The 19,797-nt window shown below is 63.2% G+C and carries 17 protein-coding genes; 4 read left to right on the top strand and 13 right to left on the bottom strand.

What is annotated here, in order from left to right; all coding sequences use genetic code 11:
* Positions 1 to 175: 175 nt before the first annotated feature.
* The 6 genes from ACT01B_RS10165 to ACT01B_RS10140 all read right to left on the bottom strand — a co-directional run bounded on the left by ACT01B_RS10165 (position 176) and on the right by ACT01B_RS10140 (position 4,540).
* The gene (locus tag ACT01B_RS10165) at positions 176 to 997 is read right to left on the bottom strand and encodes an alpha/beta fold hydrolase (protein WP_445147231.1); all 822 of its coding nucleotides are present in this window, start codon (positions 995 to 997) and stop codon (positions 176 to 178) included.
* A 60-nt stretch (positions 998 to 1,057) separates the two neighbouring features.
* Positions 1,058 to 1,621 carry a thioredoxin family protein gene (locus ACT01B_RS10160; RefSeq protein WP_445147230.1) on the bottom strand — a complete coding sequence of 188 codons (564 nt, stop codon included), beginning with the start codon at positions 1,619 to 1,621 and terminating at the stop codon, positions 1,058 to 1,060.
* Between the two features lie 3 nt (positions 1,622 to 1,624).
* Entirely contained in the window at positions 1,625 to 2,329 is a 705-nt protein-coding gene (locus ACT01B_RS10155) for a cytochrome c biogenesis CcdA family protein (RefSeq protein WP_445147229.1), read from the bottom strand.
* A 92-nt stretch (positions 2,330 to 2,421) separates the two neighbouring features.
* Complete coding sequence (locus ACT01B_RS10150) at positions 2,422 to 3,651, bottom strand: epoxide hydrolase family protein (RefSeq protein WP_445147228.1); 1,230 nt, start codon at positions 3,649 to 3,651, stop codon at positions 2,422 to 2,424.
* A gap of 20 nt (positions 3,652 to 3,671) precedes the next feature.
* Positions 3,672 to 4,196, bottom strand: a complete 525-nt coding sequence (locus ACT01B_RS10145; protein WP_445147227.1) for a nuclear transport factor 2 family protein — start codon at positions 4,194 to 4,196, stop codon at positions 3,672 to 3,674.
* Between the two features lie 17 nt (positions 4,197 to 4,213).
* On the bottom strand, positions 4,214 to 4,540 hold the full coding sequence (locus ACT01B_RS10140) for an SDR family NAD(P)-dependent oxidoreductase (RefSeq protein ID WP_445147226.1): 327 nt from the start codon (positions 4,538 to 4,540) through the stop codon (positions 4,214 to 4,216).
* Between the two features lie 343 nt (positions 4,541 to 4,883).
* Between ACT01B_RS10140 and ACT01B_RS10135 the strand changes: the two genes are divergently transcribed.
* From ACT01B_RS10135 to ACT01B_RS10125, 3 genes are all read left to right on the top strand, one after another.
* Positions 4,884 to 8,231, top strand: coding sequence for a PAS domain-containing protein (locus ACT01B_RS10135; RefSeq protein ID WP_445147225.1), 3,348 nt, complete (start codon positions 4,884 to 4,886; stop codon positions 8,229 to 8,231).
* The gene (locus ACT01B_RS10130) at positions 8,231 to 8,602 is read left to right on the top strand and encodes a response regulator (protein ID WP_445147224.1); all 372 of its coding nucleotides are present in this window, start codon (positions 8,231 to 8,233) and stop codon (positions 8,600 to 8,602) included. The genes ACT01B_RS10135 and ACT01B_RS10130 overlap by 1 nt, the downstream gene beginning before the upstream one ends.
* A 107-nt stretch (positions 8,603 to 8,709) precedes the next feature.
* The gene (locus ACT01B_RS10125; protein ID WP_445147223.1) at positions 8,710 to 9,309 is read left to right on the top strand and encodes a response regulator transcription factor; all 600 of its coding nucleotides are present in this window, start codon (positions 8,710 to 8,712) and stop codon (positions 9,307 to 9,309) included.
* 44 nt (positions 9,310 to 9,353) lie between these two features.
* On the opposite strand, the gene ACT01B_RS10120 is transcribed toward ACT01B_RS10125, so the two are convergent.
* The 4 genes from ACT01B_RS10120 to ACT01B_RS10105 form a co-directional block, all read right to left on the bottom strand.
* Entirely contained in the window at positions 9,354 to 12,218 is a 2,865-nt protein-coding gene (locus ACT01B_RS10120) for an ATP-binding protein (RefSeq protein ID WP_445147222.1), read from the bottom strand.
* 192 nt (positions 12,219 to 12,410) lie between these two features.
* Positions 12,411 to 12,827 carry an organic hydroperoxide resistance protein gene (locus ACT01B_RS10115; protein WP_445147221.1) on the bottom strand — a complete coding sequence of 139 codons (417 nt, stop codon included), beginning with the start codon at positions 12,825 to 12,827 and terminating at the stop codon, positions 12,411 to 12,413.
* 93 nt (positions 12,828 to 12,920) lie between these two features.
* Positions 12,921 to 13,376 (bottom strand): hypothetical protein, encoded by a 456-nt coding sequence (locus ACT01B_RS10110; protein WP_445147220.1) that lies wholly within the window; start codon positions 13,374 to 13,376, stop codon positions 12,921 to 12,923.
* A 595-nt stretch (positions 13,377 to 13,971) separates the two neighbouring features.
* Positions 13,972 to 15,870, bottom strand: coding sequence for an aspartyl protease family protein (locus ACT01B_RS10105; protein WP_445147219.1), 1,899 nt, complete (start codon positions 15,868 to 15,870; stop codon positions 13,972 to 13,974).
* A gap of 55 nt (positions 15,871 to 15,925) precedes the next feature.
* On the opposite strand from ACT01B_RS10105, the gene ACT01B_RS10100 reads away from it, so the two are divergent.
* A complete protein-coding gene (locus ACT01B_RS10100; protein WP_445147218.1) occupies positions 15,926 to 16,654 on the top strand; it encodes a helix-turn-helix transcriptional regulator in 729 nt (242 codons plus the stop codon).
* A gap of 41 nt (positions 16,655 to 16,695) precedes the next feature.
* On the opposite strand, the gene ACT01B_RS10095 is transcribed toward ACT01B_RS10100, so the two are convergent.
* From ACT01B_RS10095 to ACT01B_RS10085, 3 genes are all read right to left on the bottom strand, one after another.
* Complete coding sequence (locus ACT01B_RS10095) at positions 16,696 to 17,076, bottom strand: cupin domain-containing protein (protein WP_445147217.1); 381 nt, start codon at positions 17,074 to 17,076, stop codon at positions 16,696 to 16,698.
* Between the two features lie 64 nt (positions 17,077 to 17,140).
* A complete protein-coding gene (locus tag ACT01B_RS10090; protein ID WP_445147216.1) occupies positions 17,141 to 18,295 on the bottom strand; it encodes an epoxide hydrolase family protein in 1,155 nt (384 codons plus the stop codon).
* A gap of 71 nt (positions 18,296 to 18,366) precedes the next feature.
* Positions 18,367 to 19,731, bottom strand: coding sequence for an epoxide hydrolase family protein (locus tag ACT01B_RS10085; RefSeq protein ID WP_445147215.1), 1,365 nt, complete (start codon positions 19,729 to 19,731; stop codon positions 18,367 to 18,369).
* Between the last annotated feature and the right edge of the window lie 66 nt (positions 19,732 to 19,797).

Here is a 19,797-nt window from a genome sequence, read left to right as displayed (position 1 = left end):
CGGCATTCGACGATGGTGTTGATGCGCGGATTCACCGCATCCATCCGCTGCAGGCTGTCATCGGCCACTTCGCTCACCGACACTTTTCGGGTGCGCACCAGTTCGGCCAGGTCGCTTGCCGATATTTTCCATAGCTCGTCACATCGCCTCCGGATAGCTGCAGGGCCGCGCCGGTTCAGCTGCGCAAGAACGCCAGCAGATCGGCGTTCACTTCGTCCTGATGGGTGATGGCCATGCCGTGCGGCGCGCCCGGATAGATCTTCAGCGTGGCGTTCTTGACAATCTTCGCCGTTGCGATGCCGGAGGCTTCGATCGGCACGATCTGGTCGTCGTCGCCGTGCAGGATCAGGGTGGGTACGTCGATCTTTTTCAGGTCGTCGGTGTAGTCTACTTCGGAGAATTCGCGGATGCAGTCGTACTGGCCCTTGATCCCGCCAGCCATGCCCTGCAGCCAGAACGCGTCGACCACCGCCGGCGACACCTTCGCGTCGGGGCGGTTGTAACCGAAGAACGGCACGGCCAATTCCTTGAAGAAGGTCGAGCGGTTGTCGGCGGTGCCCTTGCGGATGCCGTCGAACACTTCGACCGGCAGCCCGCCCGGGGCGCTGGCGGTCTTCGCCATCAGCGGCGGCACCGCGCCGATCAGCACCATCTTCGCCACCCGCCGGCTGCCGTGGCGACCGACGTAGCGGGCGATTTCGCCCCCACCGGTGGAGTGCCCGACCAGCACGATGTCTTTCAGGTCGAGCGCCTCGATCAGCGCGGCGAGATCGTCGGCATAGCTGTCCATGTCGTTGTGATCCCAGGTCTGCGCCGAGCGGCCGTGGCTGCGCCGGTCATGCGCGATCACGCGATAGCCGTGCATGCCCAGGAACAGCATCTGGCTGTCCCAGGCGTCGCTGGTCAGCGGCCAGCCGTGGGAGAACAGCACCGGCTGTCCGTTGCCCCAGTCCTTGTAGAAGATTTGGGTGCCGTCTTGGGTCGTGATCGTGCTCATGGGTTCACCTCGTTGGCTTTAGGTAGTGGGGAGTTCGTGATGACCGCTTGTCGCTGCCGACTACGGCGCGCCTGCAGGCGACGGCTTCGCGTCGCCGTCGCCTAGCAACTGATGGATGGTGGCTTCGGTGCGGTCGTAGTCGCCTTCCCCGAAGTGCCGGTAGACAACGTGGCCGCTGCGGTCGACCAGGTACAGCGCGGGCCAGTACTGGTTGTCGTAGGCGTTCCACGTCGCGTAGGCGTTGTCCTGGGCCACCGCGTATTTGATGCCAAAACGCTGCACCGCGCTTTCGACGTTCGAGGTGATTTTTTCATAGCCATACTCGGGTGTGTGCACGCCCACTACCACCAGCCCCTGGTCGTGGTAACGCTCGTGCCACTGTTTCAAGTAGGGCATGACGTGGATGCAGTTGATGCAGGAGTAGGTCCAGAACTCCACCAGCACCACCTTGCCGCGCAACGCATCCATCTGCAGCGGCTCGCTGTTGATCCAGTGGTTGATGCCGGTGAACTCGGGCGCGAGCTTGGCCGCGTTCGCGGGAGGGTTGCCATTTGCCGAGGCATAGGGCGTGCACGCCCCGACCAGCACGCACAGTCCCAGTGTGGAAAGCATTTGCTTGAACATGGCCTAAAGTCCGGTAGAGAAGGAAGGAAGCCAGCGCGTGGCCCATGCCGTGAACAGCCCGTCGTACTGCAGCAGCTGCAACACGGCGAAGGCGATGGCGATGGCCCCGAAAAGCTTGCGAAACAGATCCGCCCGTCGATTGAAAAAGGCGAGGCGCGACGAGAACCAGCTGCCGCCGTACGCAATCGCCAGCATCGGCAATCCCGCTCCCAGTGCGTAGGCACCCAGCAGGACGGTCGCCATGCCCGGCGCCTGCGAACCGGCGGCAAGCGCGAGTACCGAGGCGAGGATCGGTCCGGCGCAGGGCGCCCACACGAAGCCCAGCGAGATGCCCACCAGCAGTGCGCCGGCCTTGCCGATGGCGGGCATCCGGCGCGGCGTGCCCGGGTTTCGCGACACCATCAGCGCACGCACGCGCTGCACCAGCCAGTCAAACGGTGCGGGCCACAGGCAGACCAGGCCGGCGACAAGCAGCAGCAGGATCGAGCCGGTGCGGATGCCCTGTTGCAGTGCTCCCGACGATGCCGACAAGGCGCCGATGAGAATACCGCCCGCCGCGAACGTGGCGACGAATCCGGCGATGATCAACGGCGGCTCCACGCGACTGCGCCCTGCCGTGGTCGCCAGCACGATCGGCAACAACGGCAAGATGCAGGGCGAGGCGATGGTCGCCACGCCGGCGACGGCCGCCAAGAGATAAGCGAGCATGGTCAGAGCCTCGACTTCGATGGTAAGCGGCGGCGCACGGCGCTACCCGCATTCATGCGATGACGTTCGACACCATCATTCGTGTCACTGCATCAGCGCAAGGTTCGGAACGTCGCGCGGATATCCTCGATCACCGCCTGCGGGTTCTCCCACGGGACGAAGTGACCGCCTTTTTCGTGAGCCCTGGCGTAGACCGTGTTGTACGTGGCGCCCATCGGACCATGCATGAAAGCATCGACCCGGTTGTTCACGTCGACGCCCGGTGGCGCGGCGTCACCAGTAAGGAAAGTGAAGCCGGTGGGCGCCTCGATCATCGGCATGCGGTCGTGCGAAGGACGCCAAGGGTGGCGGTTTGCGTTCGCGTAAGAGCGAATGGATGATCCGATGGCCTGATTGGCCCAGAAAATGGTCGCATTGGTGAGGATGTGGTCGCGTGGGAACGCGGCGTCGAAATCGCCGCGCTTGTCGCTCCATTTCTTCCAGCGTTGCAGCACCCAGGCGAGCATGCCCACCGGTGAGTCGTTGAGAGCGTGGGTAAGCGTCTGCGCATCGAGCATGTGCACCGCGACATGTGAGGCGTACGTGCGTTGGAACAGGAGGATCTGCGCGCGCAGTTCATCGGACGCCTCCTCCGGCACAAGATGGCCCTCGGTCAGATCCCACGGCCGCTCGCTCTGGAAAATGTGCAGCGGGATGGTGTGACTCAGATGGATGCCATAGAGATGATCGGCATACTTGTGGCCGAGCTGACTGGTCACCAGCGCACCGTAGTCGCCACCACCCGCCGCGTACTTGGCGTAACCGAGCGTATCGGTCATCAGCGAATGCCACAGCTCCGCCATCTTCCAGAAGTTCATGTCGCCACGACCCACCGGGGTGGAGAAGCCGAAGCCCGCCAGCGAAGGCACGATGACGTCGAAGGCATCGGCCGGATCGCCACCGAACGCCGCCGGATCGGCCAGTGGCCGGATCACCTTGCTCCAGTCCCAGAACGTCCATGGCCAGCCGTGCGACAGGATGATGGGGATGGGTCTCGGCCCCTTGCCCGGCTCGCGGAGGAAATGCACCGGCACGCCGTCGACCTCGACCCGATGATGGGTGAAGGCATTGATGCTGCGTTCTGCCGCGCGCCAGTCGAACTCCTCAATCCAGTATTCGACCAGGCGCTTGAGATAGCGGGTGCTGATGCCGTACGACTCGTCGTCGTTGTCGAGATCGACAGACCAGCGCGCGGTGCGCAGGCGATTTCTCAGATCACTCAAAACGTCATCACTGATGTCGATGACGAACGGGGGCAGTTCGACTGTGTTCGAAACCGTCATGGGGAGAACCTCCTCAGCTGTCAGTAAGTGAAATCAAGCTTGATGCGGAAAAGCTTCAGTTCGGCGATGAACCAGCTGCCATCCACTTTCTGGTAGGCGGCGTGGTAATGGCCGTATCCGTGCATGGTCCTGAATGGGCGGTCAGTTATCTCCACGACATCTGCTGACGCAGCGGCGCGGCCGGGGCCGTCCGGATCTTCTGCGGCCCAAAGACCACGCACCTTGGTCGAGGCCGTGGCTGCCGGAACGGCTTTGCTTCGATCGATCCAATCTTCCATGGCCCACAATCCGCGCGCCTTCGTTGGCGAGTCGATGTCGATTTCATAGGAAAAAAGATGATGCAGCGCCGTGCCCGAACCGACCGTGGCCGACACGCGACGCTCGATCTCGCCGCGACCGGTCATCACCACCTGGGGCTCTCCGTCCACACCGTGCGGGATGAATGGCGCCTCGGGCAGGAACAGGCCGGCCAGCGCCCGCCAGTCACCGGCGTCCGCGTAGCGGACGTAACGCGCCTGCAGATAGCGAAGATCCTCGATCGCCACCAGTCGCTCGATATCGTTCATGTGGGTGTCCTCCAACTCGGGATTGGGCGTACGCACCGCAGACAAGCACGTCGAATGTCCAGACGGCCAAACCGCTGTGCGGCCTGGGCCACGGCCGCCTGCACCTCGCCCGGCTCGGCGCTGTCGGCCTTGATCGCGATGACGTTGCCGCTTTCGGCCGTGATGCTCGCCACCAGTTCGTCGGCGGCCGCGGAGGAAGTCGCGTAAGTGAAGGCAACATCGGTGCCCTCGCTGGCCAGGCGACGCACGATGGCGGCGACAATGCCACGCGAACCGCCGGTGACCAGGGCGGCCTTGCCGGCTAAACTCTTGGTGTCTTTCATGGAGTCGATCTCGGGAAATGATCACGCAACCGATCAGACCAGAGCGTGCAGTCGCGCGCGATTGCACGATGGTGTCGGTCGATGTGTCTGGACTATTCCCCTGCGGCGCACCGGCACGCTTCACGCCCCGGACGCACGGCGGTCAACACCAAGGTGCGATGGACCGCCCGTACCGGCAATGGCAATTGCACCTCCCACTGAACGCGGCCCGATATCCCCCCCGGAATACACTCCCGCGCCCAAGCTCACAGCGACTGCCCGCCAACCGACACCAAAGTATGATGGGCAGGCGCGCATCGCTGGCGCATTCTTCCGCAACGACGACCGCCTGGAGAGGGCCGGCATGGACAATGAACTCAGCCGCGTCGTCGATGTGCTTCCCGGACTGGTCTGGACGACACATCCCGATGGACACGTCGACTATGTCAATCAGGGCTGGTGCGACTACACCGGCAACGCGCCAGGCGCTTGCCACGGCCAAGCCTGGCTGGACTCGGTTCACCCGGACGACCACCCCCGACTGCTCGATCGTTGGCAGGCGATCCTGGCATCCGGCGTGCCGCGCGACATGCATGCCCGTTTGCGTCGCGCCGATGGCGACTACCGCCGATTCCTGCTGCGCGTACGTTCGCTGAAAGAAGCGACCGGCACGATCAGCAAGTGGTGCGGGGTGGCCACCGATATCGAAGACTGCGAGCCCGTGGAGCACAACGGGCACGTCGACGAAGCAGGGCTGCTCAGGTTCATCGACGCCCTCCCTGCCCTGGTCTGCCTGATGACGCCCGAAGGTGCGTTGGAACATGTCAATCGGCAGGTCGTGGAGTACCTCGGCGCCACGTTGGACGAGCTCAAGGCGTGGCCGGTGGGCGATACGGTTCATCCAAGGGATCTCCCCGACGTGATCGCCCGATGGATGCACTCGGTGCGCACGGGCGAACCCTATGACATCGAGCACCGCATCCGCCGCGCTGATGGCGCCTATCACTGGTTCCAGGTCCGTGGCCTGCCGCTGCAGAATTCCGCGGGCCGCATCATGCGCTGGTGCGTGCTCCAGATGGACATCGACGAACAGAAGCGCCACAAGATCCAGCAGGACGGGGAAAACCGCTTGCTCGAAATGGTGGTGCGCGAGGATTGCGCCTCGAACATCCTCGATGCGCTGTGCCAACTGGCCGAGGATACGGTCGGTGACTGCTACGCCAGCGTCGCGGTGATGGATGCGGGCGGCACGTACCTGAAACTGGCGGCGGCGCCACATCTTCCAGCCGGCTTCCGCGACACCATCGTCGACGTGCCGGTTCATGCCGATACCGAGCCATCCGCCATGGCCATCCGGCTGAACCAGCACATCATCGTCGCCGACCTCGCCACGGAGACCCGCTGGGCCGCGAACCGCTGGCACAACCAGGCGATGTCGCATGGACTGCGCTCGTGCTGGGCGATTCCGATCACCACCGCTTCTGGCACGACGCTCGGCGTGCTGTCGCTGTATGGCGACCATCCACGGTCGCCCACCCTGCCCGAAATGCCGCTGATCAAGCGGATGGGTCACATGGGGAGCATCAACATCGAGCGCTGGAATTCGCAGGTGGCGCTGGCGGAGGCGCTGAACGAGATCCGACAGTCGGAAGACCGGTTGCGCGCCATGATCGACACGGTGCCGGGTTTCGTCTGGCGGTCGGCGCCGGACGGCGGCGTGGAATTCCTCAACCAGCGCTGGTGCGACTACACCGGCATCAGCCTGGAAAAATCGCTGGGCACTGGCTGGACTTCACGCATCCACCCAGAGGATGCCCTGTCACTTGTTACCTACTGGCAAGCGCTGCTGGGAACCACCGCATCAGGCTCCTTCGAAGCGCGATTGCGCCGCTTCGACGGCAGCTACCGCTGGTTCCTGATCCGCGCCGTCCCGGTGCTCGACGAAACCGGCCGTGTGGTGAAATGGTATGGGCAGAACGCGGATATTGATGATCGTAAGCGCGCCGAAATGGTGCTCGAAGGCGAGAAGCACCTGCTGGGGCTGATGGCGGGAAACACCCCGCTTTCCGAGGTGCTGGAGGCGCTTTGCAAATTGGTGCATGAGACTTTCGACGATGCCCTTTGCAGCGTGGTGTTGACCGATCCCAGGCACGAGCGTTTGCAGCAAGGGGTATCGCCGCGCCTGCTTCCGGGTGCCGCCCCCGACTTTCCTGAGCGTCTGCTGGAGGAAATCGATGGTCGGCCGCTGGAGCCGGACAGCAGCCCTGTCGCGTCCTCCGCGACGGGTGGCGAGCCGGCATTCTCATCGGATCTGGAACGCGAGCATCGCTGGAGTTCGTGGTGCGCCATGGCACGGTCGCACGGCATCCGTGCGAGCTATTCGACCCCGATCAAATCCAGTTGCGGCACCGTCATCGGCGTTCTCTCCATCCTGCACCGGCAGGCGAAGTCGACCACGTCTGCACAACAGAGCCTCATCGCGCAATTCACCCATCTGGCAAGCATCGCCATCGAGCGCGCACGCGCCATGGCGGCACTGAAGCAGAGCGAGGCCTTCCTGGCCAAGGCCCAGCAACTCAGTTCGACGGGGGCTCTTTCATGGTGCGTGGAGACGGATGACATCACCTGGTCCGAAGAGATCTACAACATCTACGAACTTGACCCGTCCTTACCGGCGTCGTTCGAGCTCATCGACCAGCGACTCCATCCGGAAGACATCGCGCCTTACCACAAGGCCTTCAGGCAGCACCGTCTCGACGGGAAGGATTTCGAGCACGAGCATCGACTGCAGATGCCCGATGGCAGCGTGAAGTATCTGCACCTCGTTGCGCATGCGACGCGCGATGAGGAAGGTCACCTGGAATACATTGCGGCGGTCCAGGATGTGACGCAGCGCCGGCTGTCGGATGAGGCCCTCGGCAAGCTCCGGTCGGAGCTCGCGCACGTAGCCCGGGTAACCACACTGGGAGCATTGACCGCGTCGATTGCGCACGAGGTCAACCAGCCGCTGGCCGGCATCATCACCAACGCCAGCACCTGTCTGCGCATGCTGGGCGCCGAACCGCCCAACATCGATGGCGCGCGCGAAACCGCGCGGCGAACAATTCGCGACGGGAATCGTGCCTCCGACGTGATCAAGCGACTGCGCGCGCTGTTCTCCAAGAAGAACGTGACGACCCAGGGCGTCGACCTGAATGAGTCTGCACGCGAGGTGATCGCGATGTTGCTGGGCGAACTGCAGCGCAACGGCGTGATCCTTCACCCCGATTTCGCCGAAGACCTGCCTCTGATCCGCGGCGACCGTGTGCAGCTGCAGCAGGTGATTCTCAACCTGATCATGAACGCCTGCGATGCGATGAGCGACGTGACGGATCGTCCGCGTCACATGCGCGTCAGCACCCGATGCGACGCCAGCAGTCAGATTTTCCTGGCGGTGGCCGACTGTGGCAACGGCTTCGACCCGTGCGATGCAGAGCGCTTGTTCCACGCGTTTTACACCACCAAGAGCAAAGGCATGGGCATCGGCCTGTCGGTCAGCCGCTCCATCATCGAAGGGCACGGTGGCCGCTTGTGGGCCACGCTGAATGATGACCATGGTGCGACATTCGCTTTCTCCCTGCCTGGCCCCGCGGCCCGCGAGCGCGGCAGTGATACCGCTGCCACTGGTACAGAGTCGAACTTCGTTCCGGATTCTTCCGTGGAGAGTTGCTGATGGACCGGCCGTTACTGGTATCGGTGGTCGATGACGACGAATCCGTGCGCGAGTCGCTGCCGGACCTGCTGCGCGAGTTCGGCTTCGCGGTCGAGGCCTTTGCATCGGCCGAGGCGTTCCTGGCCTCAAGCCACATCGAGACGACCGACTGCCTGATCCTGGACATCGCGATGCCGGGCATGTCGGGACCGGACCTGCAGCGCGAACTGATCCGGCGCGGGCACGCGATCCCGGTCATCTTCATCACCGCCCACGGCGACCCGGCCGAGCGGCTGCGACTGATTCGCCAGGGCGCGGTGGATTGCCTGTTCAAGCCGTTCAGCGAGGCCGCCCTGCTCATGGCGCTGAGCGCCGCGCTGCCGGTGAACTGAAACATTCGACGCGAGCGGGAGGTCGTGGCATGTTCAACGCGGACTTTGCACTTATCGACGAATCGAGGTTTTCACCGATGCCTTCGCCCCTGCCCATCGTGTTCGTCGTGGACGACGACGTCTCGGTGCGCGAATCGCTGGAGCTGATGATCCGCTCCGCCGGCTGGCTGCCGGAGCTGTTCGAATCCGCGCAGGCGTTCCTGGCGCGGCCGCGACCAACGGTGCCCAGTTGTCTGGTTCTGGACGTGAATCTGCCGGACCTCAACGGGCTGGACCTGCAGACTTCCATCGGCACGAACCGGCCCGAGATGCCGATCATCTTCATCACCGGCTACGGCGACATACCGCTCACCGTACGCGCGATGAAGGCCGGCGCCGCCGAGTTCCTGACCAAGCCGTTCGAGGACGAGGTGCTGCTGCGCGCGATGGTCGACGCGCTGGAACACAGTCGCGCCGCACTGGCGCAGGAACAAGGCCTGCACGTGCTGCGCAATGCCTACGCCTCGCTGACACCGCGCGAGCGCGAAGTGCTGGCGATGGTAGTGGCCGGCCGGCTGAACAAGCAGATCGCCGCCGACCTGAGCATCAGCGAGATCACGGTGAAGGCACACCGGGGCAAGGTGATGCGCAAGATGCATGCGCGCTCGCTGCCGGACCTGGTGAAGATGGCGGCGCAGCTTCCAACCGTCTCCGCCTCGCAAAGCTGAAGTCCTGCATCGTCACGCCGGGCTGGTCACGCACGCGGAAAGCTTCACGCTTCGTCAACGCCGGCCTGGTGCAACAACCGCTCCAGCTGGCGCAGATCCATCGTGTCGAAGCCTTCCGACACCGCATCGCGACAGGCCTGCAGCAGCTCCCTCGCTTCGCTCGCGCGGCCCTGTTCCTGCGCCAGCCGGGCAAGCTCCATCGTGGTTCGTCGTTCCCACGCCCGCGCGCCCTGCTGCCGGCTGAGCGCCAGCGATTCGCCGAGCATGGCGATCACCGGGGCGGTGTCTGCGGGATGCAGCGCCTTGAGGGTCACCGCCTTGATGCGCAGCAGTTCGGGCAGGGCGAAGGCATCGCCGCTGCTGCGGCTGTGTTCGATCGTGCGTTCCATCACCGCCAGCGCGCGAGCGTGCTCGCCCGCCAGAATCAGGCCTTCGGCCAGCGCGATCTCGAACGAGGTATTCAGCAGTTCGTAGCGCATGCCGTGCAGCTGCGCCAGGCTCTCCTCGAGCAGGCTCACCGCGTCGCCGGTCTCGCCCGCGCGTATCGCTATGGCACCTCTCATGCCGCGTGATGCGGCGATGTATGGGCCAAAGGCATTGGCTTGCGCGATGTCTTCGAAGGTCTGCAGGCTCTTGGCTGCCTTGTCGAGGTCGCCGGTCCAGATGTAGATGCACAGGGTCCATACGAGCGCGATGCAATGGGTGACCGGATGCTCCAGCGCGGCGGCCTCGCTCTCGACCTGATCTGCCCAGCGCCGGGCCTGATCTGGAAAGCCCTGCAGCCAGAGTGTTCGCGCCAGTGCCAGCCCGGTGCGATTGCGGTGATCGAAACCGTAATGGATGGTGCGACTGCGGCGGGAAGGCAGGCTGTGCCTGAGCGCCTTTTCCAGTTCCTCGCGTGCGAGTTGCTGGTTGCCCAGCAGGTGATGCGACACGCCGGCCAGGGACGCAGCAACACCGATCGCCTCGGCCTCGCCGATCGCATTGCCCACATCGATCGCCTGTTCGGCCCATGCCAGTGAGGAACCGAAATCACCGATGCGCTCGTAGAAGATCTGCAGGCGTCCGAGCAACCGCAACTGTGACCAGTGGTCGCCCAATGCCACGGCAATCTGCATGGCTCTCAGCAACGCCTTCTCGGCCGCCGCGCTGTTGCCGCGCGTGAACATCAGCACGAACCCCAGTGCGGCCTGCAGTTCCAGCTCGGCAGGCGTGCCGTGGTAACCCAGTTCGAGCAATTCGGTGGCGCGCGAACACCAGGTTCGACATTCGATCAGCAGCGAAAAATGCAGAAACAGCGGCGCGCTGGCCGCAGCCAACGGCAGGGCAAGGCCGGCATCACCCCGCGGGCCGAAACTCCATTCAAGTGCGCTGCGAATGTTGCCGAGCTGGTTGGCCAGCCCGGCTACGCCGTCAAATACTTCAACGGGCGAACTGCCGAGGCCAGCCAGCAGTTCGGTATGGAAGGCCGCATGCCGGAATGCCAGCGCGTGCATTTCGGCTTCACCACGGATGGCGAGTTTCTCCCTCGCATAGGCGCGAGTCATTTCCAGCAGGCGGTACGAATCCGCCATGTCCGAATGATCCACCGACACCAGGCCCTTGGCGGCGAGTTCGTCCAGTGTCGCCGCGGCTGTCATCGTGTCGAGCTGCGCATCGGCCGCCACTTGCGACGCCGCCTGAAGCGAAAACGGCCCCACGAAAATGGCCAGCCGATCGAACATCAAACATTCAACGGGCGACAGCAGGCCGTAACTCCAGTCGAGCGTGGCGCGCAGGGTCTGTTGCCGGGGCAACGCGGTGCGCCGCCCCAACCATCCCAGAGAAAAGCGTTCGCCCAGCATGGCGTGGGTCGTCTGGAGGCCATGCGTCGCCACCCGTACCGCCGCCAGCTCGATCGCCAGCGCCATGCCGTTGAGACGCCGGCACATGTCGGCGATCAGATAGGCGTCGGCGGCATCCACGGCGAACGACGCGTTGCCAGCCGATGCACGCTCGACAAACAGCCGAACCGCCGGAAAGGCCAGCAGCCGATCGACGGAAAGGCCCGCCGTTTCTGCGGGAAAGTCCAGCGCCTTCAGCCAATGCACCTGCTCGCCACGTGCGCGCAGCGGCTCGCGACTGGTCGTCAGAAGACTTACCCCTGGCGCTTCATCCCTGATTCTCTCTGCCAGTGCCGAGACGGTATCGACCACGTGCTCGCAGTTGTCGATGACCAGCAGCAGCGTCTGGGTACGCAGATGCGCCAGTAGCACGAACAGCGGATCCTCAGCCTGCACCGGAATGCCCAGCACACCCGCGACGGCCGACAGTACCAGGGCGGCATCCTCGACCTGCGCAAGGTCGACAAAGGCGACGCGACCGTCGCGCTCAGCCGAGATTCGATGGGCCACCTCGACCGCCAGACTGGTCTTGCCCATGCCACCGGGACCGACGATCGCGAACAGCGCCGGCTGCCTGAGCCGATCGACAACCAGCCGGGCGTCCTCATCGCGGCCGATCAGCCGGGGCCGCGGCGGCAGATGACTGGCGTTGCGGACCGGATGGCCGAATCCGCCATCGGCTCGCACGACTGAATCCGGCGGGCTGCTCGCGCGCGGCGTTTTGCTGACGGGCGCGACAAAGGCGTAACCCACGCCGACCTGGGTCGCGATGTAGCGCGCACCATCCACGCCATCGCCGAGGATGCGGCGCAACTGGGTCATGTGAAAGCGCAGGCTGCCTTCCTCGACGACCGCATCGGGCCAGACTTGTTTCAGCAATTCGCGCTTGGACAGTACCGTGCCCGGCCGTTCCAACAGCGCGATCAGCAGGTCCAGTGCACGGCCGCCGATCTCCCGCGGATCTCCGCTGTTCGTGAGCAGGCGACCAGCAGGATCGACGCAGAAGGGACCAAAAGCAATTTGCATGGCGATCGATTCGTGCGGATCGTCGGGCAAGGAGTCCACGGAGACCGCTCTCTCGGGCAAGGGGGTATTTCTCGCCGGATCAGCAAAGGCGACTCGAAATTTCTTACATCATAGTTTTTCACCGGAGAACTCCGCAAGAAAACTCGTGAAAATCGCCAACCAACTCCCCGACGGGATTGACCCCTTGGCGACTCAGGAAAGCTCGATCGTAACGTCGACGTTGCCGCGCGTCGCCTTTGAGTACGGGCAATTGTGGTGCGCCGCCTCGATCAGCTGCTGCGCAACCTCGGCCTCCATGCCCGGTAACGTCACGGCGAGTCGGGCGCGCAGAAAGAAGCCACCCTGGCCGTGGCCGAGATCCACCTCGGTGACTACGGCCACGTCGGCGGGAAAGTCGATCCTTCGCGCGTTGGCCGCCTGACGCAGCGTGCCGATGAAGCAGGCCGACCAGGCCGCCGCGAGAAGCTGCTCCGGGGTCGTGCCGCTTCCCGGGGCACCGGGCGGCGACAGTTTGATGTCCAGCCGGCCATCGTCACTGTGCGCCGAGCCCTCGCGCCCACCGTAGGTACGAGTCCGCCCAGTGTGGAGAATTTTTTCGATGGAGATCATTGACCCTTCTTGCGAAAGCATCCGTCGTGCATGCCGAATAGATAACCGCCCATGCGGTTCGCCGCCCCTGCCGGTGGCGAAAGCGAAACACCGTCAAACCGCCCCGGCGAATCTCTTCAGCGGGTTCGTGTCGCGATGCGCAGCGGGATCGACGCCTTCAGCCTCACAGACTTCGGCCATGTGCACCTCGCGAACGACCGCACCCAGCGTGAGCTGATGGCCCCGATGACCGGCGCGGTAGCGGCGCATGCCCGAACGCGCAACATCCAGCAACCACGCTCGAAACGGCTGTCGCTCCGGTGCATAACTAGCGCGACCTCGATAGACCGCCACCAGCGCCTGCAGGACCAGCATGTCGAGGTCGTCCACCTCGGCCCACCCGGCCTGTACCTGGCCACCGTAGAACGCAATGAGCAGCGGCGCGATGGCCTGGAAAAGACGCTGCGCCGAATCCCACTCGGATCTGCTCATATCGGCCATCAATACGATGAAGTCCTCGTTTCCGAGTCGCCCCACATCGCTCAGGCAAACGCTGCGATAACTCTGCATGATCGGATCCTCCGTACTACGTCATCAGGCCACCTGTGCGCCGGCAACCTTGCCCGGGACTTATCGCCGGGCTTCCTTGAGCCTGGATACAGGCTGATGGCAACGACGTAGAACTGCCCGTTATCTACTATTAGGTCTTGTTAGTGAACGCTACCCGACGTGCACCTACGCCTCCCTTGGCGATCCACATCACGGCGTTGCTGTCTCAAATCGTCTATCCGAGTGGTCCCATTGACCTGGCCGCGGTTCGTCTCGGGTACGGAGCGCCTCTGTGGTACCCCCGATTACGCGCCCTTATCACCTGGCGCTCCACCCTCTTCCGGACAGGATTGGGAGCCAATGCGGGCTTGCCGTCGCCTAATTGAGCGCTCGCCCGACCAGGGGGAGCGGGACCATCGCCTCGATGCCCAATACGACCCGAATATGCACGTCCCACAGACAGCTAGAACGGCCAGCTGCTTGGGATCCTCTCCTCGATGTTCTGTGGGAGCGTGGCGCGCGTCATGAGCAACGCTACGTCGACTATCTCCATGCGTAAGGGCTTCCGATCACCGACATCGATGGAGATGGCGGTGATGAAACAGCTGTGACCGTCTCAGAAGCCGCCATGCGCGTAAGCCAACGCAGGCGCGTGTGACGGAACAAGGTCACGCAGTACGAGCTCTGCTTGGTGGGTGGACGTGCCGCGACGGAAGCTCACCTTCACCTTCGTGCCGGCAGGAGTGGCGCGCAGTAGCTTGCGCGCGTCGGCGAGGGATAACTCGTGCGGCCCCCGCCCATCGAGCCGGATGATCACGTCGCCAACCGCCAGGCCGGCGGTTGCTGCAGGACCGCCCGGGGCGACATCCATCACGGTGTAACCATCGCTGCCGAGATTGATCCACATGCCCGCGCGATCGAAGGTACCGACATCCGGGCCGGGTTGCGTTAGGGGCTTCAGGTACATCACCTGATGACCGTAGTCGAACGTCACCACGAAGCGCTTGAGAAAGCCACTGCCGACGTTGCCGTCGAAATTGGGATCGGAAAACACGCCCTTGGTCTGCGTGTTGAGGCCGGCAATGACGTCCGGCACGGTGACGCCACCCATCTCCAGCGACGCCACCCGCGCTACCTGTGAGCGTGACGGGCCGCCCACGCCCCAGCCATCGGTGGCGATGATGCTTTGTGGGAGCCGTTCGCGCAGATGGTTCGCTTCCACGTAGGGGTACGTCAGCGTCACTTCAGAACGCGACCCCGTATCGATATTGAAACGCGCAGGCAAGCCGGCGATCTGCCCGGGCAACTGCGGCATGTGATCATAGAAATGAAAAGGAATGCGTGTGCCGGCATCACGCGGATCGAAGCGCGCCGGATCGATCAAGGTCAGCAGGTTCGTGCCGTAGTCGACGCGCACTACAAAACGCTGCAGCATTTCGAAGCCAACCATGCCGCCCGGCTGGAAGCCTTCCACCGCGGTCGGGCTCATGTCCAGGATCAACACGGTCTGATCCGACATGGTGGCCGCACCCATCGCAAGCGAATGCACTTTTGTGTAGCCGGATGTCTGCGTCTTCTCGCCGGCGCCACCGGAGATCGTCGCGCCTATCGGCTTGAGACCGAGCGCATCGGCGGTCGATGGCGTCAGGATGTCGTGCCCGCCGGTGTCGACAAAGAACGGATACGGCCCTTTGCCATTGACCATCACATCGATGAAGATGTGGTTGTTGAGCAAACGGAATGGCAATACCACTTCACCGGTAGCCGCGGCGCTCCCGCCGATCGACCAGTCGTGCGGTTTCTCACGTGGCATCGAGAAATCACCGGCGGGACGCACGGGACCGACCGCTGCATCGACCAGGGTTAACGTCTGCTCGCCCGCTGCACCGCTGCCATCATCGATGACCGTGGTGAGCGGTGCGGTCACACCTGCCATCTTCACGAAATGGCTGTAGTGCTCGTCGATGATCTGGAACCCCTGCGCCTCGCGCACATGTACCAGCTGATGCGTAGCGGGATCGATCCACGCATCGAACGTCTTGCCACCACGCGGCGTCACTCGCAAGTGATCGCCGTCCTCGTCGCGGCCCAGCGACTCGATACGTGCGCCGCCTCGGTCCTGACGCCACCAAAGATTGGCGTAACGATAGGCCTCGTTGATCGCCAGCGCGGGATGGTCGCCACCCTCCTGTTGCGTGGATGCGCCAGAGATGTCCGTCATCCACGGCGTGCGGCCATCAAAGCCTGATGCACCTCGCACGGGGGGAGTGTCATAGCGGTCGATGTGGCGTCCCGTGGCCAGATCGAATATTTCGTCGGTGGTACCTGTGAGTCCCTGCCCTGCGTAGCTGTAATGACGCGTCATCGTGCCGGTGGTTACCTTGCCGCCAACCGCAGCGCGGTTGGCGGCAAGAATCGTATCCACGGCGTCGTCGTGGGCCCCGGCGACGGCCAACGTGGACGTGGCGAGCAACGTGAAACCGCAGGCGAGCATAGCAAGAACGGGATAACGCATAATGGATCCTGATCGCAGGGGACGTATAGTTTTACAAGCCGAGGCGACCGACGTCTTGAACGAACTTCACACCAAAGGCACGGCGAAACACCAGAGGCACTGCACTGAATGCCTGCGGGTTGCCGCCACAGGTCGCCAGCAGCACGCCCGCGGCGAAGTGCTGGCACGCCATCGTCACGTACATGCCTTTGCCGCCGTCGTGCTATGCGGCAGCTACGTGGAAGCTGGCGACAGCGGCCTGCACCGGGTGCATGCCGGTCACGTATTGTTCCACTGCATGCACGAACGCCACCTCGACCGTATGCATGCCAACGGCGCCGAAGTACTGGTCTTGCCACTACCGGATGACTGGAGCGGCACACCACACGCACAAGTGTCCGATGCGGACGCCATCGCGCAGCTGGCCGAGCGTGACGTACCCGCGGCCGTAGCCTGCCTGCTCGGCGACGCCCGGCCGATGCCTCAACCCCCGGGCGACTGGCCGCAACAACTGGCTGCCGCCATGCTGGCCGACCCCAACCTCTCACTGACGCAGTGGGCGCGCAGCCACAATCTGCATCCCGGTAGTGTGAGCCGCGGATTCCAGCAGGTATTCGCAGTCAGCCCCAAGGCATTCCGGTTGCAGGCACGTACGCATGCTGCGCTCAAGCTGTATCGCGCCAGCTCCCTGCCCGCCGCTGCCATCGCACATATGTGCGGCTTCGCCGATCAGGCCCATTTCAGCCGGTCTGTCACGGCGCTGACCGGCGCTACTGCATCGCGTCTGCGCTGGCACCCTCGATAAAAAAATGTCCTAATCGCCCCGGCACGCACGCCTTGGGCGTCCTACGGGGCCGTTGTGACGAGAGGCTTGCCCTTCTCGACCACATACGTGGCGAGCTCCGACGCGTTGCCGCTGCCGACGTTCCTCGCCGAGTGGATGGTTCCGGCTGGGATGAACAAGGAGTCGCCAGCCTTGAGCGTGACTGACGGATTGCCATCGAGCTGGTACTTCAGCGAACCTTCCAGGACGTAAGCGACTTCCACACCTGGGTGGGAATGCCTAGGGAACGCCGCCCCCGGGCTGAAGTCGACGCGTGTCTGAATGATCTCGCGCACGGAATCACCAATATCGCGACGCGTGAGCTCGGTGCGACCTATGGCTGCTTGCTGTGCTTGCACTAGTTGAAACGGCAGCGCGCATCCGACCACAAGCATCGCTGTCATGAGTCGAATCGCTTTCATTCATATGCGTATCCTCTCAAGAATCAAAATCTGTACGCGTAAAGTCTTAGCTCCGAAGGCGGAAGAAATCGCGGATGTCCGTGACGATGGCCTGCGGCTCTTCCCACGCGGTGAAGTGACCACCGCTCGCGTGATGCCGTTTTTGCTGAAGGTTGTAGTAGCGCTTAGCCCAGCGACGCGGAGCGCTGCATACTTCCTCTGGCAAGACCGAAATGCCGACTGGAGCCTCGACTACGGGCATGCGGTCATGCACCGGCTTCCATGGATGGTGTGCGGCCTCGTAGTAGTAACGCGCCGATGTACCGCAGCTCTGTGTCACCCAGTAGATCATGATCGTGGTCAGCAGATCGTCCTTGCTGAAACGGGTTTCGACGTCGCCGTTGCAATCGCTCCAGCTTCGCTGTTTTTCGACAATCCACGCAGCCAGTCCCACTGGTGAGTCGTTGAGTGCCAACGCGATCGTCTGCGGCTTGGTACTTTGCAGCGCCGAATAGGCAGACTCGGTAGCGAAAAAGTTTTGCAGACGTGCGGCCATCGGCGCTTCGTCGGCGTCGTAGTCTTCGGGCGCCGGCAACCCGCCACTGAACAAGTCCAGCGGTAGCATCATGGAGAAGTGCACACCCGTCACACGCTGAGGATAGCGGTGACCTAGGTCGGCCGTGATCAGTGCGCCCCAGTCGGCACCGTGCGCAGCAAAGCGTGAATACCCCAGCCGCTCCATCAGCTTCACCCAAAGCTCGGAGGTGCGCCAGAAGTTGACGCCCGTCTTGCGCAGCGGCGTCGAGAATCCGTAACCCGGCAAAGACGGCACTACCAAGTCGAAGGCATCGGCCGGATTACCGCCGTGCGCACCAGGATCGCTAAGGGGTCCAATCACTTTGCGATATTCCCAGAATGTCCAGGGCCACCCGTGCGACAGGATCAGCGGCTTCGGGTGGGGGCCCTTGCCGCGCACGTGGACGAAGTGGATCGGCATACCGTCGATCTCGGTGCGAAACTGCGGGTACGCGTTGATCGCGCTCTCATGCTGGCGCCAGTCGTAGCCCGCGATCCAGTAGTCGACGAGCTCCTGGAGGTAGGCCGTATTGGTTCCGTACTGCCAGCTTTCATTGGCGAAGTCGTCGACCCAGCGCGTCCGCTTGAGACGGGTCTGCAGATCGACGAGCACCTCGTCGGATACGTCGATGCGGAACGTTTCCATCCGCCTTTCTCCCTTGATCGGAGTTGAGGCTCCACCGACGGTGCTTCGTCGATGGAGCCTTCTCGAGCTGGCTACGTACGCAGCGACTTGAAGCCCGCGCGGAGTTCTTCAGAGAAAATCTTCGGTTGCTCCCAGGCCGCGAAGTGCCCGCCTTTTTCGACCTGGTTGTAGTGGATCAGCTTAGGAAACGCCTGCTCCGTCCAGCTCCGCGGCGCCGGATAGAGCTCGTCAGGGAAGACGGTAACAGCGACAGGGATCTTGACCCCTTTCGCGTTGAAGAAGCCGAGCTTGTTCTCCCAGTACAAGCGGCCAGAGGAAACGCCCGTGTTCGTCAGCCAGGTGAGCGTTATGTTGTCGAGGAAGTCGTCACGCGTGATGCCGCTCGGCTTCCCGGCAAACGCTCCCGCGATGAGGGTGTAGCTGCGCGCATCGTGATCGAGCAAGTAGGTCGCCAGGCCAACGGGCGAGTCCGCAATCCCGTACAGGGTCTGAGGGCGCAGTCCCATCTGGAATGCATAGCCGATGCCCTTCGAAAATACGAAGAGCAATCGGTCGTAGCATTCCTTTTCGTCGGTCGAGAGTCCGGCTGGGGCTGGTGCGCCGGAGAACGCCATAGCGTGAATGTCGTTGGGAATCGCGCCGGGCATGTTGGTGTGGATTCCGAGCAGTTCCGGGGCCGCCTGTAAGGCCATCTGTTCAGTGACGACGGCACCCCAATCGCCACCTTGTGCGACGTACTTCGTATAGCCCAAGCGCTTCATCAGCTCACCCCACGCGCGCGCAATATGGGGAGCATCCCAGCCTGGGGCGGTCGGCTTGCCCGAATAGCCATAGCCTGGCATCGATGGGATCACTAGATGGAACGCATCCGATGCGCTCCCGCCATGCGCGGTGGGGTTGGTCAGCGGTTCGATGATCTTCATCTGCTCGATGATCGAGCCGGGCCAACCGTGCGTCACGATGAGCGGCAATGCATCCTCATGTTTGGACTTGACGTGAATAAAGTGGATATCCAGTCCATCGATTTCGGTCACGAACTGTGGCAAAGCGCTCAGCCTTGCTTCGACCTTGCGCCAGTCGTAGTCTGAGGCCCAGTACGCCGCAATTGCCTGAGCTGTCGCGAGCTGAATACCTTGCGTTGCATCCGAGACGGTTTCCTTGTTCGGCCACTTTGTCGCCTTGATGCGTCTGCGCATCTCGGTAAGATCCGCTTCCGGAACGTTGACGTGAAACGGACGAATGGCAGCTCCATCAGTGCCCTTTTTTTTCGTGGATTGATTCATGGCTTGATTCATGGCTTGAGACCTTTCTGAAAGACCGAGAAGACCTAGTGTGCTTACGGCCGCCGCGGCCACCGCCGCAGTTCCGCAAAAGATACGGCGACCTAAATCGGGTGTCTGTTGCACGACGAACTCTTTGGCAACCGACGGTTGCATCAGGGTGCGACTTCAGATATTCGCAACCTGGGAGTGAGCATGCGGCGCGCCGCAGTTGGCTTGTAT

Source organism: Dyella sp. Tek66A03 (genome assembly GCF_052567735.1).
Note: the sequence above shows the minus strand (reverse complement) of the source record. Positions and strands in the feature narration are given on the sequence as shown.